Origin of the sequence: Pseudorhodoplanes sinuspersici, assembly GCF_002119765.1 — a bacterium.
GTDB classification, from domain to species: domain Bacteria; phylum Pseudomonadota; class Alphaproteobacteria; order Rhizobiales; family Xanthobacteraceae; genus Pseudorhodoplanes; species Pseudorhodoplanes sinuspersici.
The window spans coordinates 5,744,190-5,767,644 of record NZ_CP021112.1 but is presented as its reverse complement, the minus strand read 5'-3'; the positions used below and the strand labels follow the sequence as shown (position 1 = coordinate 5,767,644).

The window sequence follows — 23,455 nt, the reverse complement described above, 5'->3', positions numbered from 1 at the left end:
AAACATCAGGTCCTGCGATCACGATCTTGTTCAAGGCGATCGCTTACCATGCGAGGCTTTCCGACACGAGAGGAGTAGAGGCATGGCTGTAGTTCACGATTGGTCTCACGACGTGAAGAAATATATCCCGTCTGCCAACGAGGCGGCGATCGCTGGTATTGTGAAGCATCTTGGCATCGCGCTGCAAAGTCGAGATGCGTCATTTGTAGCCTGTGAGGATAAGACCGAACGCGACCGCGTTCGCGACAGCTTCCTCAAAAAGAAGCTTGGATTGACGGACGCTGATGCCGAGCTCGAAAAATCGATCGTCGAAATCTGCAAAAAGATGCATGGTGACCGGGATAAATCGCGCGTTGCATTCTACTACATGCTCGCGGAGAAATATGGCAAGCTTTCACTGTTTTCCTGAGCGGAATACCCTGAGCATGCCCGCAGCCGCGGGCATCCTCATTGAACTTTCTTGCCGGCTTCAGGCGTTTCCGGTTTCAAGCGGCCGTCTTCGTCTTTTGATAATAGTCGACGAATTCCTCGGCAGGAATCGGCCGGGCAAACAGCCAGCCTTGGCCGTATTCGACGCCACGCTTGGTGAGATAATCGGCCTGGTATTGCGACTCGATGCCTTCGGCTACAATAACGAGCTTCAACGTCTTGGCCATATCAATGATGTGCGAGGTGACTGAACTGGTCGCCGAGTCGGTATCAATCGTATCGATGAATGATTTGTCGATCTTGAGGGCATCGAGCGGCAAGCTCTCGAGGTAGGACAATCTCGAATAGCCGGTACCGAAATCGTCTATCGCCGCCGAATAGCCCAGTTCGCGGGCGCGTGTGAGCGTGGTGCAAGCCGCATCGATATCGATAAAGCCGCGCTCGGTCATCTCCAGCCAGATTTGGTCAGGTTGTATTCCGGTGTTCCGAAGTGCTTTTTCGATGACGGGAAGCACGCGCCCGGTGGCAACGTCCTCGGCGCAGAGGTTGATTGCGATATGCATCGAGCGGTCGGTGGCGAGAAGCTGTCCCAGGTCCGCCACCACGAGAGTGATGACCTGGTCGGTAATCGGCTTGATAAGGCCGCTACTTTCTGCAAGCGGAATGAAAAGATCGGGGCTGAGCAGCGATCCGTCCGGCGGTCGCCAGCGCACCAACGCTTCGGCGCCAACACAGCGGCCGGTGCGGATTTCGACGATCGGTTGATAGTGGACGATAAACTCGCGCCTGCGTACAGCGATCTGAAGTTCGCCAAGCGGCGAGAGACGGCGGCGGGAAAACCAAACGATCCCGCCGATGTTCAGAAGCGCCATGCAAATGCCGAAAGGCACGAGGAGCGCCTGCTGTTGCCGCAGGCCGTCAAGAGCCTGGCGCTGATCTTCCACGGCAACGGCGGCCCAATTGCGGGCGCGTGAGACGGCAAAGAGATAGCCGTCTTCTATACCCTTGGTGCGATGTCCAGCGATGATCCTGGTAATGAGAGTTGGATCGGGGTTGTTCAGGCGGGCCAAGAGCATGCCCTTATCGGTGGCGATTGCGAGCTTAATATCCGGATCGACGATGACGTCGACAAAGCGCACAGGATCGATGAGTACATTATACGCACCAAGATGCAACGCCATCATTGGAGTTCGCTCAGCGACCAGTGGGTGAACATCGACCGTGACGCCGATGCCATCGGCGATGGTAAAATTCGGGGCTTCTTCTCGAACCTCTCCTTCCGTGACTCCCCAGGAGGTGCATTTCATCAATCCGTTTTCAAAATAACCGATTTCTTCGACTGCCCGCGTGCTGGCCGTGATCTCGCGCATGCGAGCAATATGGGCGGGCGAACAAGGTATTTCGGTGAAGGCGTTGATTTGGCGCAAGGCAAGGGTGGCGTCCGCAAACGATATGTCGGCGCGCGAAATAATGCGTTGGGCGATCAGCGCCAACTGTTGATGCTCGTTCTCGATTGCCAGCACGCGCGAGAAATACAGCATCGCCGCGATCGGAATGATTGCGCCGAGCAATGCCAGACCCACCGCTGCAACGATGACGCTCGATCTGTTCATGTGCCTCCGACCTCTGGCGCAGACGCCTTCTGCCGGAAAAAGGCACTCGGCGCAGTCAAGCTACCAACCAGTAATCAGACGCACTTTTCAGGGTGCGTATATCTTATTGAGAAGAAAACACTGCCCGAAATAGAAAGCGGTACTCGGTCTTGAGAGCATGAGATGGTTATTTGAATTGAGCGAGATAATATCGGCCATCCTCCATCAGGCATTGTCCCAAACGCCATTCCACCGGAATATCTTGCAGTGTGTAGATCACACGATCGAGCCGCATAAGAGGGGCTCCGGCATCAATATGGAGCGCCGTGGCCACATCGGGCGCAGCGCTGCTAACACCGATGCGCTCGTCGTGCCGGCCGAGCAGGATGCCGACTTGCTGCGCCAATGTCGCGATATGCAGAGACGCATGTTCGCGGGTTGCAAAGCTAGGGAATAATTTCGTAGGCATTACTACATCCTCCAGCATATAGGGCTTGCTCAGTATCGAGCGGACGCGACGAATGCGGTGGACACACTCGCGTGCTCGCAGGCGAAGCCGCATACCTTCCCGTTCGTTAACGGTCGTTTCGAAAACACTTAAAATTGTGACATCATCATTGATATGACTGCCTTCTCGGTTTCTGATGTTCCCATAGCGTGCGGCATGTTCGCTGGAGGCGTGATCATTAACGAAAGTACCCCGGCCTTGGCGCCGTGTGAGCAGCCGCTCAGCTTCTGCCACGTCCAAGGCTTTCCGCATGGTGCCTACGCTGACGTTGAACTCGCGCGCTAATTCGCTTTCGCTGGGAATGGCGGTGCGCGGCTTCCATTCGCCCGCTATGATGCGCTGCGCGATGGCGTTACGGACCTGAAGATATAACGGGCAGGTGGAAAATCGGTGGGTAGGAGATCCATTGTCCAGGGGGACAGGAATTTTATTATCAAAAACGTAGGCTTCTTGTGCGTTGCGCATCGGCCCTCTCCTCTTATTGACATGCAATTCCGCGAACCGGCCATAATCCAGGCACTATTTTGCGTCTGAATTTCCTGTGCTGATAATCCCCTCACGCATAAGTTGATTATTTTGATATTTTCTCACGCATAAGTTGAGAATATCCTCACGTTTAAAAAGTGCGAGCCCATTGTGTGAAGAGCATTATTCATCCGCTAACACGTCAAAGGATGGCGTGTTGGATGGCGCCAAAGATTCGCCAAGGGTGACTATCAATCTGGTTCGCCACGATTTTCCGTCATCGCGTGGGCAGTGCTCAGGCAACGGTGGGAGGTGACGGTGAGGCTTTGTGAGTTTCGTTGTTGCCAATATTGATGTGGGTTCAAAGGGATGAGACGAGTAGAGTCGCTTCCCAAGAGCGGAAATGCCGCAGGTCGGAATTTTTAAGCCGGCGCTTCAGCAGCCCGCCCGGAAATCACAAATTTGCAGGTGCTAACCGGCGGACGCGCTGCGAACATTGTGCACCGCGCCGCCCGGAAGTTCTCACGGGCAGCCCGATTCTCTTCCAGTAATGAACCGTTAGATCAGTCTCTTACGCAATTGTGCGCTGATCATGTCGATGATGATGACGGTCACCACGACGATGATCATCTGTGCGGCTGTCTCGCCATAATGGAAAGAGCGAATGCTCTCATACAGTGTCTGTCCGATCCCGCCGGCACCGACAATGCCGAGTGTCGTGGCGGAGCGTACGTTGGTTTCGAGACGATAAAGCGCATAGGAACTCCAGAGCGGGATCACCTGCGGAATCACGCCAAAGATGATTTCCGGCAGGCGATGCGCGCCCGTGGCTCTGATGCCCTCGACGGGACGGGGATCGATGGCTTCGACCGCCTCTGAATAGAGCTTTGAGAAAACTCCAATATTATGAATGAACAGCGCCATGACTCCGGCGAAAGGTCCGAGGCCGACGGCGACGACGAACAGCAACGCGAAGACGATTTCATTAATGGCGCGGCATGCATCCATCAGCCGGCGGATCGGTTGCACGATCCAGGTCGGTGATATGTTGGAAGAGGCAAGGATCGCAAAGGGAGCACCGACCACGGCGGCGAGGGCCGTACCCCAGATCGCGATCTGCACGGTCACGACCATGTCGCTGACATAAGCGCGCCAGTCAAGAAAGTTGGGCTTCAGGAAGGCCTGACCGAACTCGGCCATGTTGCGCCAGTCGGTGAAGATGGCGGTGAAACGGTACATCTCCGCTGGCGACCAGCTCCAGGCCAGTATCGCGACCAACGTGACGAATAGAATCCAGCTCTGCATGCGCCGTGACAGCGGCTGCTGCGGAACAAGGGGCTCGGGCTTTGGAAGGGAGGCGTCCGTCATGTCGGAGCTTTGTTCGCGGGAAGAGGGGGCGCCGGGGACCCCCCGGCGCCTCCAACTCTGATGTTAGTTGGTGCTTGCAAAGGTGGCGGCGAAATCGGAGATCATCTTTTTGATTTGCGCCTGATCTCTTGCTTTATCGGCTTCAATGAACGCCGACACTCGTTTGGTAAATGAATCGGATTCGGCCTGCTTCTGTGCCTGCTCCAGTTTCGCGATTTCAGCTTTCAATTCAGCGCTCTTGGTCTTTTTCTCCTGCTCGGAGAGCTTGTCGTCGGACATCACCCGCAACAGCGATTTGCTGGCTTCGAGTTGCCGAATAGGTAACAGCTGACGGTTCGAAGACGGGTTAAAAGGCGCCCACTGCAATTCCGCCAGAACTTTCTTTGCTTCTGCAATCTCTTCCGGAGTGCCGACGCGCCCATAGGAGGCAAGCCATGTATAAACTTTGGCTTTCACGTCGGGGGACAGGTCCTTGCGCCAGACCAACGGATCGCTGGCGATCAGCGGCGATGTCCAGATCACCCTGATGTTCTTGCGGGCGGCCGGAGCGGTGACTTCGAGGCGCCGCAGATTTTCACTGTTGTTGGTTGCAACGGAAACCTGCTTGTTCGCGACGGCCATTGCGTTGGCTTCATGCGCCGCGTTTCGAACCGACTTGAAGCATTGTTTCGGCTCGATGCCCTTGGACGCAAAAACGTAAGTGGTCGGCACGAGGAAACCCGAGGTCGAATTGGGATCGCCGTTGCCGAAATCGAGAGTCTTGTCGCATTTCAGCGCATCATCGAGCGTCTGAATTGGTGAATCTTTGTGAACGATCAGATGCGACCAATAACCGGGATTGCCGTCCGAATCGACGGATTGGATGAAAACCTCGCCGCTTGAGCGGTCGACGGCTTCCATTGCGGACTTATTGCCGTACCAAGCGATATGCACTTTTCCAAAGCGCATTGCCTCGATCACGCCGGCATAGTCGGAAGCATAGAAGCCATTCACCTTTAGCCCTGTGCCTTTCTCCATCGCCCGTAAGAACGGCTCCCAGCCCTTTTTGAGATTGGCAGACGTCTCGGTGGAGATGATGCCGAAGTTTAGCTCCTTGAGTTCCTGCGCCGCGCCTGTGGCGACGGTCATTGCCAAGGCGGCAGCGGCCAAAGCCGACCGCGCCGACAATTTGGCTGTGAATCCAGACATCGCAATTCTCCCTTATGTATCTAGGATCAAAAGAATACGTGCAGCCCTGTGAGGGGCATGCCGTCTAACTGTTCAAATGTCGCGCGCCGTTTATGGCTGCGCGCTGCTGGTCGAGCGCAGCAAGATGCCCATTTGCAACAGCAGCGTCGGGCATCGATTTTGCGCCGGTCTGAATCGTCGCTGCGTAGGATTCAATTGGCGGCAGGAACAACTCTTCGCTCTCCGCGCCATAGAGTGCGCTCAGGAATTCCGGCGTCAGCGCGCTTGAGGGGCCGTCGTAAATGATCTTGCCGCCTTTCAGGGCGATTGTTCGTGGACAATAGCGCATCGCATATTCGACCTGATGCAGCGACACCAGAACGGTAATGTTGTCGCGCTTGTTCAGGTCCGCGAGAATGTCCATGACGCGGCGGGCCGAGCTTGGATCTAGCGAGGCGATGGGCTCGTCGGCGATGATGATTTCCGCGTTTTGCACCAATGTACGCGCAATCGCGGCACGCTGCTGTTGTCCACCCGATAATTGGCTGCCGCGTTTCAACGCATGTTCGGCGATGCCGACGCGCTTGAGCGCCGTCATGGCACTGACCTTCTGATCCTGCGTGAAATACCCGAAGGTCGCCGGGATCACGGACATGCGTCCGAGGAGACCAAGGCAGACATTCATCAAAAGCGACAGTCGTGGCACCAGGTTGAATTGTTGAAACACCACGCCGACACGCGAGCGCAAGCCGGCGGCTGCGCGTGTGACGCAGCCATTCTTCTGAATCGCCTGATCAAACAGGTGAATCGAGCAGGGCGCGCCTTTGTCTTTCTCGCGGTCAATCGGCGTCAGGGCAGCGATGGTACGAATGAGTGTGGATTTGCCGGAGCCGGATGCGCCGATCAACCCAACCATCTCGCCCCGCGACAGCGAGAACGAGACATCGTCCAGAACCTGGCAGTTGCCGAAAGACTTTGAGACATGTCGCACGACCAGAATTGGTTCAGCCTTCATGTCATAGCTCCCGCATCCATGAAACGGGGCTAACAGTGGTATATGACAGTGCGATGAAGGCGGTGCCGTGCGATGTCTATCTTCTGAGCAGTTGATTTTGCTGGATTTATAGCCCTGCCGACTTTTCCGTCATTGTCTTGTCGCGGAATTGTCATTCGATCTTTTGCCGGCGAAGCGCTTGTGAACAGGCCGGAAAAGCGCTTTGCCATCGTTTGAAGATGGCTGCTGACATCAATAGTTTTAATTTTTGAAATTTTGCTGTCGCGGCGATTAAATGATGTGCAGCTCAGTTCTCGATGACAAGTTCGACACGATCCGCAGCAAAGCGTGCATGACTCGTGAGGATCGGCCTACCATCGGACGCAATATCGACACTGTCGACCACAATCAGCGGCCTTCCAGGCGTGAGTTGCAACTTTGCAGCGTGGATCGCATCCGCCATGGCCGCGGACACGCGTGTGTCGCGGCGCTTGTAATCCCGAAAGCCGATATGCGCGAGCAGGCGGCTGACCGAGCGCGCGGCTCGGTAAATCTTGGCAGCATCGGGAGCGAGGTCAGCTGGTAGCCAGGTCGTTCCGAGTGAAATCGGGACGCGGTTAGCGCTGCGCAGGATTTCGAGGCGGATCGTCATCGCATTCGGCGGAAGATCGAGCCGGAGCGCGATGTCACGCGGTGCAGGCTCCTTGGAGCTTGCCAGTAAACGTCCGCCCGCCATGCGCCCGGATGCATTGATGATTTCGGAAAAGCGTGTGCGTGCGCGGATGGGATAGCTAATCCGGGCAGGTTCAACATAGGTTCCGCTGCCGCGCTCGGCACGCACCAGCCCGCGTTCGGTGAGCTCAGCCAAGGCCCGGCGCACGGTGTGACGATTTACACCAAACCGATCTGCAATGTCTTGTTCGCTAGGCAGTTTTTCACCAGTGGCGAAGTCGCCACGCACGATCGCATGTTCGATATCGTCAGCAATTTTCCGCCATAGCATCACGCCGGCCGGCGACACAGTGTTCAGGGCCTCACCGGAATGCGCCATGCTTTTTTGTTCCCATCGGACTGCGGAATGTCATCAAAGCGTCATTGTGCATGCGCTAGAAAGTTGTCTATCACACTAGACAACTTCATGCTACATTTTTTCTCATGACCGAGCGCGCATCCATAGAGACGAAACTCGCTTCTCGCCTTGCCCGGCAGAACGCTATGCGGATTCTGGCCGAGGCGAAGCTGCAAGAGATTGCCGACGGTTTGGCTGTCATCGGCGAGGTCATTCAGCATACCGATCTGCGTCCGCCGGAATCCGGTCTTGTGATGTTGCGCGGGCGGATCGGCGGTGATGGTGCCCCGTTCAACGTCGGTGAAGCGACTGTCACGCGTTGCGCCGTACAGTTGCAGTCGGGCCAAGTTGGATTCTCTTACGCACTTGGTCGTGACCGGCACAAAGCGCGGCTTGCAGCCGTGTGCGACGCGCTGTGGCAGAGCGATGAACACCGTGAGGCTGTCGAACGTCATGTGTTGTCGCCGGTGCGGATGCGCATCGATGCAGAACGCACTGAGAACGAGTGCCGGACGGCGGCGACACGCGTTGATTTCTTCACCATGGTGCGGGGTGAGGACTAGAATGATCGTCTCGCTCGCTCCTGCATTCTCCGAACCGGTTTTTGAATCGCAATCCGCCTTCCGTGCGGTCATGAAAGCAATGTCGCGGCCGGGTCTTGTTCACGACCTGCGCCACGACCTGTCGCCGCCAGCGCCGTTGTCTGGCGGTGCTGCCGCGACTATTCTGACATTGCTTGACTACGAAACCCCGGTCTGGCTGGACGCTGCTCTGGCCGATGCGAACGATGTTTCGCTCTGGCTGCGTTTCCACACGGGTGCGCCGATCACGCATGATCCGCAGCAGGCGGCTTTCGCATTGATCGCGGATGCGGCGAATGCGCCTGACTTTATGGGGTTTGCGCTTGGAGCGCCGGATTATCCGGATCGCTCGACAACGTTGATCCTGCAAGTTGAGAGCCTATCAAGCGGGCCTTCGATCGCTCTGAAGGGGCCGGGTATTGACGGCGTGCAGATGCTGTCAGCGCGACCGCTACCGGAGGACTTCGTTCATCGTATGACCGACAACCGCGCTTTGTTTCCACGTGGTGTCGATGTGCTGCTGTTGACAGATAACGCGGTGGCCGCTGTCCCGCGCTCGACGCGTATCGAAGGGAGCGCCTAGTTATGTACGTTGCAGTCAAGGGCGGCGAGACAGCGATTGCGAATGCGCATCGCCTGCTGGCGCATGAGCGGCGCGGTGACCAGAACACACCCGAACTCAGCCTATCGCAGATCGATGGACAGCTCAGCCGTGCCGTCGATCGCGTGATGTGCGAAGGCTCGCTTTATGATCGAGAGCTGGTTGCGCTGGCTATAAAGCAGGCTTGCGGTGATCTGATTGAGGCGATCTTCCTGGCGCGTGCTTATCGTACGACGTTGCCGCGTTTTGGATCGTCGGAGCCGCTTGATACGGCAGCAATGCAGGTTCGCCGGCGTATCTCTGCGACATTCAAGGATATTCCCGGTGGTCAGCTGCTGGGGCCGACATTTGACTACACGCACCGGCTGCTCGACACAGCGTTGGCCGAAAACACCAAGCCGGAAGCCCCGGCTGTTGCGGAAGCGTCGTCGCAGCCGATGCCGCGTGTTACCGATCTTTTGAGTGCGGATGATCTGATCGAGGCGTCGCCTGCGGCCGCGCCCGATCAGCCTGTTGAAGACCTGACCCGCGAGCCGCTGGAATTTCCGGCAAGCCGTGAATTGCGCCTGCAGAATCTCGCCCGCGGTGACGAGGGCTTTCTGCTGGCGCTTGGCTATTCGACACAGCGTGGCTATGGCCGCACCCATCCCTTTGCCGGCGAAATTCGTCTCGGCGAGGTGGAGGTCGAGTTTTTTGCGGAAGAGGTGGGGTTTGCTGTCCCGCTTGGGCGCATCACCGTCACCGAATGCCAGATGATCAACCAGTTCAAGGGATCGGCTGCCGAGCCGCCGCGCTTCACGCGCGGCTATGGTCTGACCTTCGGTCACAGCGAACGCAAGGCCATGTCGATGGCGCTCGTTGACCGCTCACTGCGCGCGCGCGAACTCGGTGAGGATATCACCGCGCCAGCACAGGACGAGGAATTCGTGCTGTCGCACTCAGACAATGTGCAGGCGACTGGGTTCGTCGAGCATCTCAAATTACCGCACTACGTCGACTTCCAGGCTGAGCTTGGCCTTGTGCGACGCATGCGCGCCGAGACGACGCAGGTTTCCGGCGCTGTCGATACGAGTTCAGTGCGCGAGGCTGCCGAATGAGCGCGCCGACCTACAATTTCGCCTACCTCGATGAACAGACCAAGCGCATGATCCGGCGTGTGATCCTGAAAGCGATCGCGATCCCGGGTTATCAGGTGCCGTTCGCCGGTCGTGAAATGCCGATGCCTTATGGCTGGGGCACCGGCGGGGTGCAGGTCACGGCCGCCATTCTTGGTCCGGATGACGTCCTCAAGGTGATCGATCAAGGTTCGGACGACACCACCAACGCCGTTTCCATTCGTCAGTTTTTCAAGAAGACCGCCGGTATCGAGACGACGACGCATACAAACGAAGCGACCGTGATCCAGACGCGGCATCGCATTCCGGAGGCAGCGCTCGCCGAAGATCAAGTGCTGGTCTATCAGGTCCCAATTCCGGAGCCGCTGCGTTTCCTTGAGCCGCGCGAGACGGAAACCCGCCGTATGCACGCGCATGAAGATTATGGGCTGATGCACGTGAAGCTCTATGAAGACATCGCGCGGCATGGCCATATCGCGACGACCTATGCCTATCCGGTGAAGGTCGATAGCCGTTACGTCATGGATCCGTCTCCGACGCCGAAATTCGACAATCCGAAGATGGACAATAGTCCGGCGTTGCAACTGTTCGGCGCCGGCCGCGAGAAACGTATTTACGCCATTCCGCCCTATACCCAGGTGGTGTCGCTCGATTTCGAAGATCATCCCTTTGAAGCGAGCCGCACAGATGAGGTTTGTGCACTCTGCGGTGCAAATCACACCTTTCTTGACGAGGTCATCACCGATGACAGAGGCGGACGAATGTTTGTCTGTTCGGATACGGATTTCTGCGAAGCCAATCGCGCCGATGCGGGTATTGAGGCGCCATGGGTCGTCGCGGGAGAGTGCAATCATGCCTGACATCCCTTCGCGGAAGGGCTTCAGCTTCCACGTTGCGTTTGACGGAGCGCCGGTATGACGCTCGCCGCGAACGAACAGCCGCTTCTGGTGGCCGAAGGTCTCACCAAGCTCTACGGCCACCAACTTGGTTGTCGCAACGTCTCGTTTGAGCTCTACGAAGGCGAGGTGCTTGCCGTCGTCGGAGAATCCGGGTCCGGCAAGTCGACGTTGCTGCAGCTTCTCTCGGGCCAACTCGAAGCCGACACCGGCCGCGTGCTCTACCGCATGCGCGACTGTATAACGCGCGATCTCGCGCAACTCGGAGAAGCCGAGCGGCGCTTCCTGTTTCGGACCGACTGGGGCTATGTGCACCAGGATGCCGCCCAGGGGCTGCGGATGGGTGTGTCTGCCGGCGCCAATGTCGGCGAACGACTGATGGCCGTCGGTCAGCGTCATTATGGCAATATCAGAAGGTCCGCTGCCCAATGGCTGGAGCGGGTCGAGATCGATACCGGCCGTATCGACGATGCGCCTCGTACGTTCTCCGGCGGCATGCGTCAGCGCCTGCAGATCGCGCGCAATCTGGTCACCGCTCCGCGGCTGGTGTTCATGGACGAGCCGACCGGCGGTCTTGATGTGTCGGTCCAGGCGCGGCTGCTCGACCTGTTGAGCCGGCTGGTGCACGAACTCGGACTTGCCGTGGTCATCGTCACGCACGATCTCGGCGTGGCGCGGTTGCTGTCGCATCGTATGATCGTGATGAAGGATGGCCGCGTGATCGAGACGGGGCTGACCGATCAGGTACTCGACGATCCGCAAGAACCTTACACGCAGCTTTTGGTCTCATCGATTTTGCCGGCATGAGGGAGCGGTGACAAAAATCCTGCAACTGGCGAACGTTTCGAAAAGCTTCACCATGCATTTGCAGGGCGGCATTCGCCTGCCGGTGGTGAACGGCGCCACCTTCCACGTGCACCCCGGCGAATGCGTGGTGCTGGCGGGGCCGTCTGGCACCGGCAAGTCGTCGCTGCTTAAGATGATTTTCGGCAGCTACCGTTGCGATAAAGGCCAGATCCTGCTGCGCCATGACAGCCAGGTCACCGACATTGCCAGCGCGGGACCACGTGGCGTTCTGGCGTTGCGGCGGAAGTCGGTCGGCTATGTGTCGCAGTTCCTGCGTGCGGTACCGCGCGTGCCGACCATCGATATTGTCGCGGGGCCTCTGGAAGCCGACGGGATAATGCCGGCAGTGGCTTGTGCCAAAGCGGGTGAAATGCTTTCGCGGCTCAACCTTCCAGACCGTCTCTGGCAGTTGCCGCCCGCAACCTTTTCCGGCGGCGAACAGCAGCGGGTCAACATCGCGCGCGGACTCCTGCCGGAGCGCCCATTACTTCTACTCGACGAGCCGACCGCGTCGCTTGACGCCGTTAACCGCGCCATCGTCGTCGACCTCATCCAACAGAAAAAGAAACAGGGCGCCGGCATTGTCGCCATCGTGCATGACGACGATGTCCGCGCCGCCATCGCCGACACGCTTGTCGACGTGACCGCATTCTCGAAAGCAGCCTGACCATGACCAATGATCGCAACATCCATATTCTGAGTAACGCCCGGATCGTTCTTGCAGACGCCATCATTGAGAACGGTTGGCTCGCAATATCAGGCGAAGGCATCGCCGAGATTGGAGAGGGATGCCCACCTGAGCGAGGCGAAGACGTGGATGGTGACCTCGTGATGCCGGGTCTAGTCGAGTTGCATACTGACCATCTTGAGGCGCATTACGTGCCGCGCCCCAAGGTCTACTGGAATCCGCTGGCGGCGGTTGTGTCCTATGACGGACAGCTCGCGACGTGCGGCATTACGACCGTTCTGGATTCGCTGAGGGTCTGGCGCGAGGACACCGATGACGAGGTTGACGGCGAGGCGATGAAGCTCGCCAATGCCATCGCCACCGCACGCGAGGCCGGATTGCTTCGCGCCGACCATTATCTGCATCTTCGCTGCGAGGTGCCGATGCCGGGCGTGGTCAACGAAGCGACATCGCTGTTTGTCCGGCCGGAGGTCAGGCTGGCATCGTTGATGGATCACACGCCGGGCCAGCGCCAGTTTCGCGACGAGGAGAAGCTTCGGACTTACTATCGCGGCAAGAATGCCGGCATGACCGAAGCCGATCTCGACAACATGTTCGCGACGCGCATCGCCTATCAGAAGCAGTATGGCGACAACAATCACCGCGCGCTGGTGAAGCTGGCGCACGAGCAGGCGACGCCGCTGGCCAGCCACGACGACACGACGCTCGACCATGTCGAGCAGGCGATCAGCGATGGCGTATCGATCGCAGAGTTTCCGACGACGCTGGAAGCCGCCGGCGCGCTGCATGAGGCCGGCGTGCGTGTGATGATGGGAGCGCCCAATCTCGTGCGGGGCAGATCGCATTCCGGCAATATCGCCACCGCGGATCTGGCGAAGGCGGACAAGCTGGATATCCTCTCGTCCGATTATGTCCCCTCGAGCCTTCTGGCCGCCGCGCTGACCATGCCGAAGTTTGTTGCCGAGATCGATTTGCCGAAGGCCATTCGGACGGTTACCAAGACGCCCGCCGAAGCGGTGGGCTTTACCGACCGCGGCGAAATCCTTGCCGGCAAGCGCGCCGACCTGATCCGGGTGCATGTGGCGCATGATGTGCCAGCGGTGCGCTCGGTCTGGCGGGCCGGAAGGCGTGTCGCGTGAGTGTGTCACCTAACCCCGATCGGGCGCTACAGGCACGCATCGGTCCGGGTGCGCTGGTCGCAGTTTGCGGCCCGAGCGGGGCGGGGAAGGATTCATTGCTGCGCCGGGTTCAGGAAAGAAACAATGACGCGGCGTGGATTGTGTTTCCGCGCCGGACCGTGACGCGGCTTGTCTCCGATTTTGAGGAGCACGACACCGCGACTCCCGAGGAGTTCGACCGCACTTTGGCAAGCGGCGGATTTGCGTTCTGGTGGGATGCGCATGGCCTGAAATATGGGCTTGCCGCCTCAATCGACGAAGACATTCGTGCCGGGCGCTGTGTCATGTGTAATGTCTCGCGGACAGTGATCCCCGGACTTCGCCACAAGTATTCCCACGTTGTGGCTGTTCTAGTCACCGCCCCGCAAGACGTCCTCCAGGCACGTCTGGCAGCGCGGGGCCGCGCAACCGACGGCGATCTGTCACAACGCATGGCGCGATCCGCCAAGGTGAGTGACAATCTCGATGTTGATCTTGTAATCGAAAACACCGGCTCGATCGATGACGGCGCGCGCCAATTGCTGGATGCCTTGGAATCGCGGCTCACCTCCACATTGAAGATCTGATGCAGGATTCGTCGCCCCGTTACGCCATCTATTTTACGCCGCAGCCTTCGACATCGCTTGCGCAATTTGGAGCGTCCGTCCTCGGGTATGATTCATTTGCAGGTGAGAGTGTCACGCGTCTTGCCCTTGATGGCATTGCAGCGGCGGCGCTTGAAGCGGCAACCGCCGCACCACGCAAGTATGGATTTCATGCGACGTTGGTGGCGCCGTTCTATCTCCATGACAATCGGACCGAGGGGAATTTGCTGGAGGCTCTGGATACGTTCTGCGATCGGGCCAACCCGGTATTGCTTGGATCATTGCGTGTGAACGCGCTCGGCGATTTCATTGCCCTGACGCCCGATGGGGGATCGCTTGTCGATGAACTCGCGCGTCAATGCGTCACGTTCTTCGATACGTTCCGCACGCCACTTGGCCCGGGCGATATTGCCCGCCGCAGCAACGGCCGATTGACGCCGCGGCAGCAGGCGCATCTGACGCGGTGGGGCTATCCATATGTTTTTGGGGATTTCCGTTTCCACATGACGCTGACGGGCTCGCTCGCTGCTGACGAGAAATCGCGCTTTCTCACAGCACTCGCCGATGCGTTCGCTCCGCTGGCCGGTCAAACCTATGACGTCGATGCGGTGTCGCTGCTGCGGCAGGCCGATTCCCATTCCTGTTTCGAAGTGATGGCGCGCAAAGATCTGCAAGGGAAGCGTTGATGACAGTGATCAGAACAATCGAGGCTTTGGAGGCGATCTATGACGAGCCGGGCGAGACATCGCTCGTCAAGGAGGTCAACTGGATCACGCCGGAATATCGAGCCCTCATTGAAGCGTCTCCGTTCGTTGCCCTGGCAACCTGCGGGCCGGAGGGGCTGGATTGCTCTCCGCGTGGCGACAAGGCTGGCTTTGTCCGCGTGCATGACGAACGCACGCTGATGCTGCCAGACCGGCACGGCAACAATCGCGTCGATTCGCTGCGCAATGTGGTCCGCGAACCGCGGGTCGGTCTGTTGTTTCTGATCCCGGGGTCCGGCACCACGCTGCGGGTCAACGGCACGGCCGTCGTCTCGACCGCCCCGGAATTGCTGGGGTCTTTCGTGGTCGAGAACAAGGCGCCGCGCTCGGTGCTGGTGATCACTGTGGAAGCGGTCTACTTTCAATGTGCGCGTGCCATCGTGCGATCGGACCTGTGGAATCCCGAACTGCGCGTCGATCCCAGGACCTTGCCGACACCCGGTAAAATCCTTGCGACGCTCAGCGAAAACCGGGTCGGTGGCGAGAACTACGATCGCGAATGGCCCGGCCGCGCGGCGCGAACGATGTGGTGAGATACGATAAGCACTATCGGATGAGCACAAGCTGTCAGATTATTTTTTGGCTGTCGCTTTCTCGAGAAAGTCCATCAATGCGTTGCGATCGTCCGCGGATGTGATGCGCTGTTCGGGCATTTTGGTGCCAGGCGTGTAGTGCATCGGGCCCTTCTCAAACAGCTCGGCAACCGTTTCTCTGGTCCAGACGATGTTCATCTGCTTGAGCGCTGGAGAAAAATTGTAGCCGGGCAGTGTCGCGATGCGGCGACCGAAAATGCCATGCAGGGTTGGCCCAGCCCGATTGCCTTCGTCGGGGGAAAGTGTGTGGCAGGCAACGCAGGCCCTGTAGACTTCAGCGCCGCGATGACCGGCAAAAGCGGCGAGCGGATCATCCGCGCCATTCGCAACGGCCGAGCCGAGTTGATCGCCAGTCAGCGTATCCCACCGGCGTACGAGCCGGTCCGTTCCACCGGTGAGGAGCGTTTTGCTGTCGCCAAAAAAAGCGACCGACCAGACCGGCAGCCCTGGTCCGACAAGCGTGCGCAGGATCTTGCGGTCCTTGCGATCGAGAATGCCGACCGAACCTCGGATGCTTGCAGCAGCGATCAGCGAACCGTCGGGCGATACCGCAACGGAGATGATGGGGCTGTCGGCAACTTGGATTTCGCCGCGTTGTTTGCCATCGAGACCGAGGAGATAGACGCGACCGTCGGCGCCACCAGCAGCGATTTCGCCCTCCGGTGACACAGCGACGGCATTGAGCGGTGTTGGCAATGTCACGACTATCGGCTCGCCCTGGTCGAGCGGCCAGATGCGTATGGTTGCATCATATGAGGCACTGACGAGTGATTTTCCGTCGCGCGTGAAGACGACACCATTCACATTTTGGTCGTGACCGTTCAGTACGCGTGCTTCGCCGCCCGACAGAGGCCAGAGCCGAATGCTGCGATCCCACGATGCCGAAGCGATAGTGTTGCCGTCCGGCGAGATCGCAAGCGAGACGATTGGAGCGGTATGGCCCTCGAGGCTGTGTTCGGGAACGGGATTGCCATTTCGCCAGATCGCGATCTTGCCATCTTCGCCGCCGGTCGCCTGCCGCTCGGCATCGATGATGGCGACAGCATTCACTGCGCTGTCGTGAAAGCGCAGTACTTCTTCCGCTGCGTTGCGCGTGAGCGACCAGCGGATTGCCGATGTATCGAAGCTGCCGGAGATTGCGGTCTGGCCGTTACTACCGATGGCTACGGCCCGCACCGGACCGCCATGGCCACGCAGTTGGGCGTGAGCCGCGGTTGGAAGCATCAAGATTAGCGAAACGGCGATCAGTGCGCGCTTGCAAGAAATCATTATGTCAGAATAACACGGCAGGCCCGGTCGTTCCAATCTGGCGGGGCCCGATCCTGCTCAGCCCTGCGGGTTTTCTTCCCGCTCGCGCAGATAATCGTCGGTCGTCCGCGGCTTCGGACGCTCCGGTGCGCCATAAGGATCGAATGAATCTTCGGTCATGGCGATCACGCGGCAATCCTCGCACATTTTGAGGACTTCAAGGCGTGTGGCCTGGCCTTTGAACATCCAGTGCTTGCCTTCAAGCTTTGCTGTGACGCGTTCGATGGTGCTTTTCACACCGAAGGGCTTGGCGCAGCGGATACAATGGAAGGGCTCTTCTTCCTTGATGACACGTGATGCGGCGGTCGCGGCGCGGAAATCGAGCTGCGGCTGCAAGGTGATCACCTTCTCCGGGCAGGTGGCCGCACAAAGTCCGCATTGCACGCAGGCATCTTCGGTGAATTTCAGCATCGGCCGTTCGGGATCGGCCGAGAGCGCGCCGGTGGGACAAGCAGATACGCAGGCAAGGCACAACGTGCAGCCTTCGACATTGACCTCGACGGTACCAAACGGGGCTCCGGCCGGTAGCGCAATCACGTCGACCGGTGAAGGCGCGGCACGGTGCAATTCACGCAACGCGAGCCGTTGCACATCACGCTTGCCGCCGACCGGAAGAAATGATGCGGGATGGGCTGTGGCGATGCCCCGCGCCATGCTGTGCAGGGCTTCACCCAGTGCATCGGGATCGTCCGTTTCGATTGTCGCAACGGCACCGCCGCTGAAGCCGAGGCCAACCAGGATTGTCTCCGCCAGCTCCATCGTTCTGCGCAGGCCGGCGACGTCGTGCCGCGGTCGCGCCCGCAGCAGAAACCGAATCGCCGTCGCTCCGTAAGCGAACGCGGCGGCAATCGTCTCTAGCCCCACCTGTGTTGTTTCATTGACGGTGGCTGGAATGACATTGGCCGGTAACCCGTCGCCATAGCGCGCAAGGGCGTCGATCATCTCGATGCCATGCGTTTCGTCGTGAATGAGCAGAACCGGATTGCTGCCGCCGGCCTCGCCATAAGTGGTCAGCATCGTACGCAGCCGTCGCATCAAGGCATCGGCTGCCGGCAAGGCATATCCGGCTGCGCCGGTGGGGCATGCAGCCGCACATTGGCCACAGCCGGCGCAGATATGCGGATCGATGGCGACATGGTCGCCCGCGGGCGTGATTGCGCCGGCGGGACAAAGATCCAGGCAGCGGTGGCAGCCGACCAGACGCGAGCGCGAATGTGCGCACAAATCTTCCTTAAATTCGATGTAACGCGGCTTGTCGAACGTTCCGACGAGATCGCGCGCCTTCAGTGCTGCACGCAAAACGGCCGCAGGATCGCGCTGATCGGCGCGCAGATAGCCGTCGCGCAGGTCGGAGGCCGCAAAAAGCGGCGTGCCGCCGGATAGATCGAGAATAATGTCGCAATGGGATGTTGCACCATCGCGCGCGTTGCTGAATGACAATGCCGCGCGCGAGGATGGCGCCGGCGTCGCGTAATCGTCGACCGCAATCTCGAATTGTCCGAGAAAGCCTTTGGCGGAGCGAATCGTCCCCTGCACCACGGGAAACTCGGTAGTTCGGCGGGGTGCGATGTCCTTTGGCCGCGAGATCATCACGGTTACGTCGAGATGATCCTTCAACAGGTCGGCCGCATCGATCGCCTTCTCGTCGACGCCGTAAATCAGGACGATGCCTTCGCTGCTGAAACTGACAAAGGGAATGTCCGAGACAGGCTCGGCCGCGGCGGCAAGGAGCGCTGCCATTTTCGGCGTGGCGCGTGCAGCGTCCTTCGACCATCCGGCATTCTCGCGGATATTGACGAAGCTGATGGCAGGACCGCCGGTCGTGGCAGCGACTTCGGAAAAAACCGGAGTTTCCTGCGTGCAGGCCACGGTCATGGGATCGCCGGATGTTGCCAGTTTGCGGAATCGGTCAAGCTCGGACCGGCAAAATTGGCGACCGGCCGTCACCTCGGCGCCGCGGCAAGACTGTCGGATTGTGTCGATATCGAGCGGCATGGTGTCCTCGCAGGAACACACCACGATCTGCCGCTTACCGTCTGCCATCGGCTCTCCAAACTCGCCCCGGCCGGATCGGATGTCCGGGTGGCCTTGTTGATCAATAGCTTATAACTATACCAAACTAAAGATAGGTCATGTCGCAGATGCCGCCAGCCACGCGCACCCGCATTTCCAGTTCCACGGCGCCGACCCTCGCGTTGCCGCCACCATTCCGGCTGGTCACCTTGCGTGAGGTCGGGGATGCCTTTGCACATGCCATGGCGCATGCGGCGGAGGAGGGGGCGGGAACCCTCATTTATGTCGGGCGCTTCGATCTAGCGGAATTCGCAGTGGTGCTGGAGCCGGACGAACCACTCCGCATGGCGCGTCGCACATTATATGCGGGCATGGCGGCGCTTGCTGACGCGCTGTCGGTGATCGCACCACCGGAGACGCCGATCACGATCGACTGGCCCGACGCCATCAGGGTCAATCTCGGTCTAGTCGGGGGTGGTCGATTGGGCTGGCCGGCAGACGCCGATGAGAATGAGCCGCCGCAATGGATGGTCTTCAGTGCAATGATCCGCCTCGTGTCGCTGTCCGAAGGTGAGGCCGGATTGCGTCCCCTCACGTCGGCCCTTGAAGATGAGGGGTTCGATGGCGAAGCTTCCGACCGGATGGTTGAGGCGTTTACCCGCCATTTCATGATGATTCTGGACACCTGGCAGGAACAAGGCTTCGACGGCGTCGCGAAAACTTACCTGCCTTATCTTGCCACCGTTTCCGAAAAAGGTGTGCGGCGCGACATCGACCAGGATGGCGACCTGCTTGTTCGCCAAATGGGCAAAGCGGACGTGCAGCGGCAGAAATTGCTGCCGGCCTTGACGCAGCCGACCTGGTTCGACCCGCAGACACGAGGACCGCGTTCGTGAAATTGTTGCGAACCATTCGTCTTGACCCCTCCGACACGTTCGTGTTCGAGCGTGCGGCCGAACCCGGTGAATGGGCGGTCGCTGGCGGCTTTGTATTTTCCGATACCGATCCGGCGAGTTTGCAGGGCAAGGCACGGACCGCTTTTCGCGCGGGCTTTCTGGGCGTCGACTCGCTGGGGTGGTCTACTCTGGTGCAAATCGTCGATGCTAGTACCGAGGATCGCGCCAATCTGGTTAATGCATTGGCGCAGCGACTGATGCGGAATTTCGGCGCGCCGGATCTCGAGACAGCGCGGGCCGCGGCCGAAGAAGAGGTGAGCTTTTCTGAAGCGCTTTGCACCCATCCCAGCGATACCCTGATCGCCGTGCATCGAAGCTTTGAAAATGGAGAATTGCGCGAGGCGTTTCGCAGCTTGCAGCATCGCGGCGGTCCGAAGCCGCTCCGGGCTTTTTCCTTCATGGAGGTCGAAGGTGAAGAGGAGGAGCCGGACGAGACAATCGATCTGATGAATCTGGTGCGGGAGAACAGCAAGTGAGGGATTTCTGGTTTGCCTGCGGACATCATCTGCTCGACCGGGAGGAGGGCGGCGGTCTCGTCGTCACCGATGAATTTCTGAAGGTTTATCTAGCGCGGCCCGAACTCGCGCCCCCGCCGGAGGCCTGTACCGTGGAAAAGACGCTCCATGCCGCGCTGCTGGCCGAACCGCGCCGTGCTGTCTCCAAGAGCGATATTGCCGCAATTGCGGATGCCGACGCGCGTGAAAACTGGTCCTTCATGATCGCTTTCCGCGATCATCTCATCCGGCATAGGACGCTCGAATCAGCCTATCTTGACCTGGTGCGGAATGGCGCGGGCTCGACGCCGCCGCTTTTTCTCAATCAGCTTGTGCATGTGATCCTGCGCAATGCGCTGGATGGTTGCGAGGAACCCTTGGTGCTGCGCGCAGCGGAAATCTTTTTCCGTCCGCAGCGTCTGACTTTGCATGATGGCTCACTGATCGCGGCCGACGAGGAAACCATTGGCGGGACCGGCGCCACACCGGCTTCCCCGTTGGTGTCGATGCTGGGTATCCCAGCGCAGGCCGATATCGATGTGCTGAACGACGACAATGCGCATCTCTATTGGGAGCATAGCGACCTGTTCCACAGTGCCATCGATCTGACGGCCGGGCGCAACGGTCTTGCGGCACTGGCCAGCGTCATTCAGCGCTGGATTGGACATGTCATGGCGATCGAGGTTGACGTCGAGCCGCTGACGCAGATGCACGACGTCAATCTCACCTGGTATGTTGGCCTGGATGCCGACGCAACGCGCATCGGCGATGCCTTGTGGAACGGCGAGAACCTCAGCGAGGCCACGCAGGCCCAGGTGGTGGGCCTCTTCCGTTTGACATTCCACGACCCACATATCGTTCTGCAGCAAGTGGGCCAAGAACCGGTTTATCTGATCCTTGCAATGTCGCAGGCCAAGGTCATTCGCATGAAGCCGCAGAATCTCATTACCGGTCTTCCGATCCACCAACTCGATATGGTGTCATGAGCACAGCGTTTGCCCAGATTCCGGTTGGGGTTGTCGTCGCTCGGCGCAAAGCGGCCAGCAAATGGATCGACTATACGTGGCAGCCGGTTTCGATACTGGTCGGGCAGCCGGAAACGATGCCCTGGACGAAATTGTCAGACGACGGCGACACCGCGATGTTTTACGCGGGAGGTGCGGTCTTTGAATTGTATCGTAGTGAGACGGCAAATTATCGCGATAACCTCTCGGGCGATAACGCCGTATGGGTCGTTTTGCAGCCCTCAGTCGGTGACTTCCCATACGATCTCATCAAGGTGACGGCCGATCCAACCGAGGGCGAGGCCTTTGCGAGCGTCGGCGACAATATCGTCGAGAGCTTGTCAATGCCGGAGAATTTGCGTGAGCTTGTAGCCGCCTTCATCGCGGAGCATCACGTCGAGCAGCCGTTTTTCAAGCGCAAGCGAACAGAAGCGGATCCAGAAGCGCTCGCCCGGCATAGTCCGCTCTATGATATGAGCAAATCGAAGTCGGATGGACCGAAGTCATGAGCCAGTCTGACGATTTTCTTTCGCGCTGGTCGCGCCGCAAGCAGCAGGCGACGAAAGAAGCTGCGTCCCTGAAGGAGGCTGCGTCTCTAAAGGACAAAGCCGAAAAGGCGGATCAGGCTGTCGTATCTGCAGCTGATACTGCTGCTCCTGAAACGCCCAAGACCGAGCCACGATTCGATCTCAGCAAGCTGCCGTCATTGGATTCGATCGGCCCCGATTCCGACTTGAGTCTTTTTATGCAGCCTGGTGTGCCGGCGTCGCTTTCGCGTGCGGCGCTTCGTCGCGCGTGGTCTGCCGACCCTGCCATTTGCGACTTTATCGGCCTGTCAGAGAACTCCTGGGACTTCACCAAACCCGACAGCATGACGGGATTTGGTCCGCTTTTGCCAACGGACAACGTCAAAAAACTGCTGGCGAGCATCATCCGCGACGACAAAGACGAGCAAGAGCAGACGTCGGGGACGGCACTGCAGCAACCCGATACCGAGGCGCGGGACGAGGTGGCTATCTCTCAAGGGGTTGAGATCGATCGGGATTCCGTTGCAACCCACAGCGGGGATCGAACGCAATTGGAAGCTGCATTGCATCGCACAAAAACTAATCCTGCAACGCAGCAGGAAACGCGCGCTGACGAGCTTCCGAATGCCGCGCCGAGGCGCCGCCATGGCGGAGCGCTTCCGACCTAATCCTTTGGTCTGATGTGGCAAATTTCCTTCCTATAGCCTCTGACTATTGACCGATTCCAATCTAGGGATCATTGTTTTGAAGGCTTCTGATGTGAAGCTGGTGCACTCTTTTTCGGCAATGCCATGCGTGACTTCGGGCTTGAGGAAGCAATAAAGGCCGCCGGCGGTATCACCGAACTGGCGCGCCGGATTGGTATCTCCCAACCATCGGTTTCCAATTGGGACCGCGTGCCTGCCGAGCGAGTGCTGGCCGTTGAGTCCGCGACGAATGTCGGCCGCGCCGTCCTGCGGCCCGATCTTTTCAGCGACAATGGAGCGGACACCGATGTCGATGAAATCGATGTCGCGCGCGCGCATGAATATGCGCTGCTTTCTGCATTGTTGTCGCGCGCCCCTGACGCTGCGCTGCTCAAGACGCTGACCCGATTAAAAGGGGACGCGACGCCGTTGGGCATGGCTCATATCGAACTCGCGGAGGCAGCGTCGCGAATCAGCGTGCAAGCTGTTGAACGCGAGTACTTCAATCTCTTCATTGGTCTCGGTCGCGGCGAGTTGTTGCCCTACGGCTCCTATTATCTGACTGGCTTCTTGCACGAGCGGCCGCTCGCCCGTCTGCGCGAGGATCTTCTGAAGATTGACCTTGAACGCAACGAGGGCAATGCCGAGCCGGAGGATCACGCTGCAATCCTGTGCGAGATCATGTCTGGTCTTGCCAGCGGTCGTTTCCCGGCCCCTGCCGGAACGGATCAGGCAATTTTCGAAAAGCACCTCGCGCCATGGATCGGCCGCTTCTTCGCCGATCTTGAAAATGCGCAAGAGGCCAATTTCTACCGGCGCGTTGGCACGCTTGGCCGGGTTTTTATCGAGATCGAGATCGAGTCCTTCGCGTTACCGGTCTGAGCGCGAGGCGAACGAGGACCACAAAGGAGACGGCGATGAAACGAGACAGCAAAACGGCAATCGGACGCCGCGATGTCCTGCGAGTCCTTGGCGCCGGTGCAGGCGCTGCCGTCACGGCTGCAGCTCCGCTTGCCACACCTGCGCAAG

Annotated in this window: 26 protein-coding genes; 17 read left to right on the top strand and 9 right to left on the bottom strand. The window is 59.0% G+C overall.

All coding sequences use genetic code 11. The features are described from left to right. The first annotated feature begins 82 nt into the window (after positions 1 to 82). Positions 83 to 409 carry a DUF2853 family protein gene (locus tag CAK95_RS27960; RefSeq protein ID WP_086090946.1) on the top strand — a complete coding sequence of 109 codons (327 nt, stop codon included), beginning with the start codon at positions 83 to 85 and terminating at the stop codon, positions 407 to 409. A 76-nt stretch (positions 410 to 485) separates the two neighbouring features. Here CAK95_RS27960 and CAK95_RS27955 read toward each other — a convergent pair whose 3' ends face one another. From CAK95_RS27955 to phnF, 6 genes are all read right to left on the bottom strand, one after another. Next, a complete protein-coding gene (locus CAK95_RS27955) occupies positions 486 to 2,000 on the bottom strand; it encodes an EAL domain-containing protein (protein WP_342587976.1) in 1,515 nt (504 codons plus the stop codon). Between the two features lie 208 nt (positions 2,001 to 2,208). Beyond that, the gene (locus CAK95_RS27950; RefSeq protein WP_086090944.1) at positions 2,209 to 2,994 is read right to left on the bottom strand and encodes a GntR family transcriptional regulator; all 786 of its coding nucleotides are present in this window, start codon (positions 2,992 to 2,994) and stop codon (positions 2,209 to 2,211) included. 558 nt (positions 2,995 to 3,552) lie between these two features. Beyond that, on the bottom strand, positions 3,553 to 4,362 hold the full coding sequence (phnE, locus tag CAK95_RS27945; protein WP_086090943.1) for a phosphonate ABC transporter, permease protein PhnE: 810 nt from the start codon (positions 4,360 to 4,362) through the stop codon (positions 3,553 to 3,555). A gap of 63 nt (positions 4,363 to 4,425) precedes the next feature. Further along, positions 4,426 to 5,511 carry a phosphonate ABC transporter substrate-binding protein gene (gene phnD, locus CAK95_RS27940; RefSeq protein ID WP_245303551.1) on the bottom strand — a complete coding sequence of 362 codons (1,086 nt, stop codon included), beginning with the start codon at positions 5,509 to 5,511 and terminating at the stop codon, positions 4,426 to 4,428. Positions 5,512 to 5,614: 103 nt separating this feature from the next. Then, the gene (gene phnC, locus CAK95_RS27935; RefSeq protein WP_086090941.1) at positions 5,615 to 6,544 is read right to left on the bottom strand and encodes a phosphonate ABC transporter ATP-binding protein; all 930 of its coding nucleotides are present in this window, start codon (positions 6,542 to 6,544) and stop codon (positions 5,615 to 5,617) included. 286 nt (positions 6,545 to 6,830) lie between these two features. Beyond that, positions 6,831 to 7,574 carry a phosphonate metabolism transcriptional regulator PhnF gene (phnF, locus tag CAK95_RS27930; RefSeq protein WP_086090940.1) on the bottom strand — a complete coding sequence of 248 codons (744 nt, stop codon included), beginning with the start codon at positions 7,572 to 7,574 and terminating at the stop codon, positions 6,831 to 6,833. A gap of 164 nt (positions 7,575 to 7,738) precedes the next feature. On the opposite strand from phnF, the gene phnG reads away from it, so the two are divergent. Genes phnG through CAK95_RS27880 form a run of 10 tightly spaced genes read left to right on the top strand, consistent with a single transcriptional unit; the run spans position 7,739 to position 15,378 of the window. Beyond that, entirely contained in the window at positions 7,739 to 8,155 is a 417-nt protein-coding gene (gene phnG / locus CAK95_RS27925; RefSeq protein WP_245303550.1) for a phosphonate C-P lyase system protein PhnG, read from the top strand. 1 nt (position 8,156) lies between these two features. Next, on the top strand, positions 8,157 to 8,756 hold the full coding sequence (gene phnH / locus CAK95_RS27920; protein ID WP_086090938.1) for a phosphonate C-P lyase system protein PhnH: 600 nt from the start codon (positions 8,157 to 8,159) through the stop codon (positions 8,754 to 8,756). 2 nt (positions 8,757 to 8,758) lie between these two features. Next, entirely contained in the window at positions 8,759 to 9,871 is a 1,113-nt protein-coding gene (locus tag CAK95_RS27915; protein WP_086090937.1) for a carbon-phosphorus lyase complex subunit, read from the top strand. Then, on the top strand, positions 9,868 to 10,749 hold the full coding sequence (locus CAK95_RS27910; protein ID WP_086090936.1) for an alpha-D-ribose 1-methylphosphonate 5-phosphate C-P-lyase PhnJ: 882 nt from the start codon (positions 9,868 to 9,870) through the stop codon (positions 10,747 to 10,749). The genes CAK95_RS27915 and CAK95_RS27910 overlap by 4 nt, the downstream gene beginning before the upstream one ends. A gap of 54 nt (positions 10,750 to 10,803) precedes the next feature. Continuing rightward, on the top strand, positions 10,804 to 11,592 hold the full coding sequence (gene phnK, locus CAK95_RS27905) for a phosphonate C-P lyase system protein PhnK (protein WP_086090935.1): 789 nt from the start codon (positions 10,804 to 10,806) through the stop codon (positions 11,590 to 11,592). A 7-nt stretch (positions 11,593 to 11,599) separates the two neighbouring features. Next, positions 11,600 to 12,298, top strand: coding sequence for a phosphonate C-P lyase system protein PhnL (gene phnL / locus CAK95_RS27900; RefSeq protein ID WP_086090934.1), 699 nt, complete (start codon positions 11,600 to 11,602; stop codon positions 12,296 to 12,298). A 2-nt stretch (positions 12,299 to 12,300) separates the two neighbouring features. Then, positions 12,301 to 13,458, top strand: coding sequence for an alpha-D-ribose 1-methylphosphonate 5-triphosphate diphosphatase (locus CAK95_RS27895; RefSeq protein ID WP_086090933.1), 1,158 nt, complete (start codon positions 12,301 to 12,303; stop codon positions 13,456 to 13,458). Further along, the gene (gene phnN / locus CAK95_RS27890; RefSeq protein WP_086090932.1) at positions 13,455 to 14,063 is read left to right on the top strand and encodes a phosphonate metabolism protein/1,5-bisphosphokinase (PRPP-forming) PhnN; all 609 of its coding nucleotides are present in this window, start codon (positions 13,455 to 13,457) and stop codon (positions 14,061 to 14,063) included. Before CAK95_RS27895 ends, phnN begins: the two co-directional genes overlap by 4 nt. Further along, entirely contained in the window at positions 14,063 to 14,767 is a 705-nt protein-coding gene (locus CAK95_RS27885; protein ID WP_086090931.1) for a DUF1045 domain-containing protein, read from the top strand. The genes phnN and CAK95_RS27885 overlap by 1 nt, the downstream gene beginning before the upstream one ends. Further along, positions 14,767 to 15,378: a pyridoxamine 5'-phosphate oxidase family protein gene (locus tag CAK95_RS27880; protein ID WP_086090930.1), complete on the top strand. Its 612-nt coding sequence runs from the start codon at positions 14,767 to 14,769 to the stop codon at positions 15,376 to 15,378. Before CAK95_RS27885 ends, CAK95_RS27880 begins: the two co-directional genes overlap by 1 nt. Before the next feature lie 39 nt (positions 15,379 to 15,417). On the opposite strand, the gene CAK95_RS27875 is transcribed toward CAK95_RS27880, so the two are convergent. The 3 genes from CAK95_RS27875 to CAK95_RS30100 all read right to left on the bottom strand — a co-directional run bounded on the left by CAK95_RS27875 (position 15,418) and on the right by CAK95_RS30100 (position 19,003). Further along, complete coding sequence (locus tag CAK95_RS27875) at positions 15,418 to 16,662, bottom strand: c-type cytochrome (protein ID WP_245303549.1); 1,245 nt, start codon at positions 16,660 to 16,662, stop codon at positions 15,418 to 15,420. Positions 16,663 to 16,764: 102 nt separating this feature from the next. Then, positions 16,765 to 18,741, bottom strand: coding sequence for a 4Fe-4S dicluster domain-containing protein (locus CAK95_RS27870; RefSeq protein ID WP_086091702.1), 1,977 nt, complete (start codon positions 18,739 to 18,741; stop codon positions 16,765 to 16,767). A 124-nt stretch (positions 18,742 to 18,865) separates the two neighbouring features. After that, positions 18,866 to 19,003, bottom strand: coding sequence for a hypothetical protein (locus CAK95_RS30100; protein WP_245303548.1), 138 nt, complete (start codon positions 19,001 to 19,003; stop codon positions 18,866 to 18,868). On the opposite strand from CAK95_RS30100, the gene CAK95_RS27865 reads away from it, so the two are divergent. The 6 genes from CAK95_RS27865 (at position 19,002) to CAK95_RS27840 (ending at position 23,308) form a co-directional block, all read left to right on the top strand. Further along, entirely contained in the window at positions 19,002 to 19,655 is a 654-nt protein-coding gene (locus CAK95_RS27865) for a biotin/lipoate--protein ligase family protein (protein WP_245303547.1), read from the top strand. The two genes, CAK95_RS30100 and CAK95_RS27865, sit on opposite strands and share 2 nt — an antisense overlap. Continuing rightward, positions 19,652 to 20,191, top strand: a complete 540-nt coding sequence (locus CAK95_RS27860) for a DUF6505 family protein (protein WP_086090928.1) — start codon at positions 19,652 to 19,654, stop codon at positions 20,189 to 20,191. The genes CAK95_RS27865 and CAK95_RS27860 overlap by 4 nt, the downstream gene beginning before the upstream one ends. Continuing rightward, entirely contained in the window at positions 20,188 to 21,195 is a 1,008-nt protein-coding gene (locus CAK95_RS27855) for a DUF6352 family protein (RefSeq protein ID WP_086090927.1), read from the top strand. The genes CAK95_RS27860 and CAK95_RS27855 overlap by 4 nt, the downstream gene beginning before the upstream one ends. Next, positions 21,192 to 21,722 (top strand): DUF3305 domain-containing protein, encoded by a 531-nt coding sequence (locus tag CAK95_RS27850; protein ID WP_086090926.1) that lies wholly within the window; start codon positions 21,192 to 21,194, stop codon positions 21,720 to 21,722. The genes CAK95_RS27855 and CAK95_RS27850 overlap by 4 nt, the downstream gene beginning before the upstream one ends. Beyond that, entirely contained in the window at positions 21,719 to 22,408 is a 690-nt protein-coding gene (locus CAK95_RS27845) for a DUF3306 domain-containing protein (RefSeq protein ID WP_086090925.1), read from the top strand. Before CAK95_RS27850 ends, CAK95_RS27845 begins: the two co-directional genes overlap by 4 nt. A 123-nt stretch (positions 22,409 to 22,531) precedes the next feature. Continuing rightward, entirely contained in the window at positions 22,532 to 23,308 is a 777-nt protein-coding gene (locus CAK95_RS27840) for a Cro/CI family transcriptional regulator (protein ID WP_086090924.1), read from the top strand. Positions 23,309 to 23,455 lie beyond the last annotated feature (147 nt).

Bases quoted from the DNA above. Each gene is read 5' to 3' on its own strand.
- phnF (WP_086090940.1), bottom strand. From the start codon at position 7,574: ATGGCGCATTCCGGTGAGGCCCTGAACACTGTGTCGCCGGCCGGCGTG.
- CAK95_RS30100 (WP_245303548.1), bottom strand. From the start codon at position 19,003: ATGGCATGTGCAAAGGCATCCCCGACCTCACGCAAGGTGACCAGCCGG.
- CAK95_RS27845 (WP_086090925.1), top strand. From the start codon at position 21,719: ATGAGCCAGTCTGACGATTTTCTTTCGCGCTGGTCGCGCCGCAAGCAG.
- phnH (WP_086090938.1), top strand. From the start codon at position 8,157: ATGATCGTCTCGCTCGCTCCTGCATTCTCCGAACCGGTTTTTGAATCG.
- phnK (WP_086090935.1), top strand. From the start codon at position 10,804: ATGACGCTCGCCGCGAACGAACAGCCGCTTCTGGTGGCCGAAGGTCTC.
- CAK95_RS27870 (WP_086091702.1), bottom strand. From the start codon at position 18,741: ATGCCGCTCGATATCGACACAATCCGACAGTCTTGCCGCGGCGCCGAG.
- CAK95_RS27885 (WP_086090931.1), top strand. From the start codon at position 14,063: ATGCAGGATTCGTCGCCCCGTTACGCCATCTATTTTACGCCGCAGCCT.
- CAK95_RS27850 (WP_086090926.1), top strand. From the start codon at position 21,192: ATGAGCACAGCGTTTGCCCAGATTCCGGTTGGGGTTGTCGTCGCTCGG.
- CAK95_RS27960 (WP_086090946.1), top strand. From the start codon at position 83: ATGGCTGTAGTTCACGATTGGTCTCACGACGTGAAGAAATATATCCCG.
- phnG (WP_245303550.1), top strand. From the start codon at position 7,739: ATGCGGATTCTGGCCGAGGCGAAGCTGCAAGAGATTGCCGACGGTTTG.
- CAK95_RS27910 (WP_086090936.1), top strand. From the start codon at position 9,868: ATGAGCGCGCCGACCTACAATTTCGCCTACCTCGATGAACAGACCAAG.
- CAK95_RS27875 (WP_245303549.1), bottom strand. From the start codon at position 16,662: ATGCTTCCAACCGCGGCTCACGCCCAACTGCGTGGCCATGGCGGTCCG.
- CAK95_RS27915 (WP_086090937.1), top strand. From the start codon at position 8,759: ATGTACGTTGCAGTCAAGGGCGGCGAGACAGCGATTGCGAATGCGCAT.
- CAK95_RS27865 (WP_245303547.1), top strand. From the start codon at position 19,002: ATGGCGCATGCGGCGGAGGAGGGGGCGGGAACCCTCATTTATGTCGGG.
- phnC (WP_086090941.1), bottom strand. From the start codon at position 6,544: ATGAAGGCTGAACCAATTCTGGTCGTGCGACATGTCTCAAAGTCTTTC.
- CAK95_RS27840 (WP_086090924.1), top strand. From the start codon at position 22,532: ATGCGTGACTTCGGGCTTGAGGAAGCAATAAAGGCCGCCGGCGGTATC.
- CAK95_RS27880 (WP_086090930.1), top strand. From the start codon at position 14,767: ATGACAGTGATCAGAACAATCGAGGCTTTGGAGGCGATCTATGACGAG.
- phnE (WP_086090943.1), bottom strand. From the start codon at position 4,362: ATGACGGACGCCTCCCTTCCAAAGCCCGAGCCCCTTGTTCCGCAGCAG.
- CAK95_RS27895 (WP_086090933.1), top strand. From the start codon at position 12,301: ATGACCAATGATCGCAACATCCATATTCTGAGTAACGCCCGGATCGTT.
- CAK95_RS27950 (WP_086090944.1), bottom strand. From the start codon at position 2,994: ATGCGCAACGCACAAGAAGCCTACGTTTTTGATAATAAAATTCCTGTC.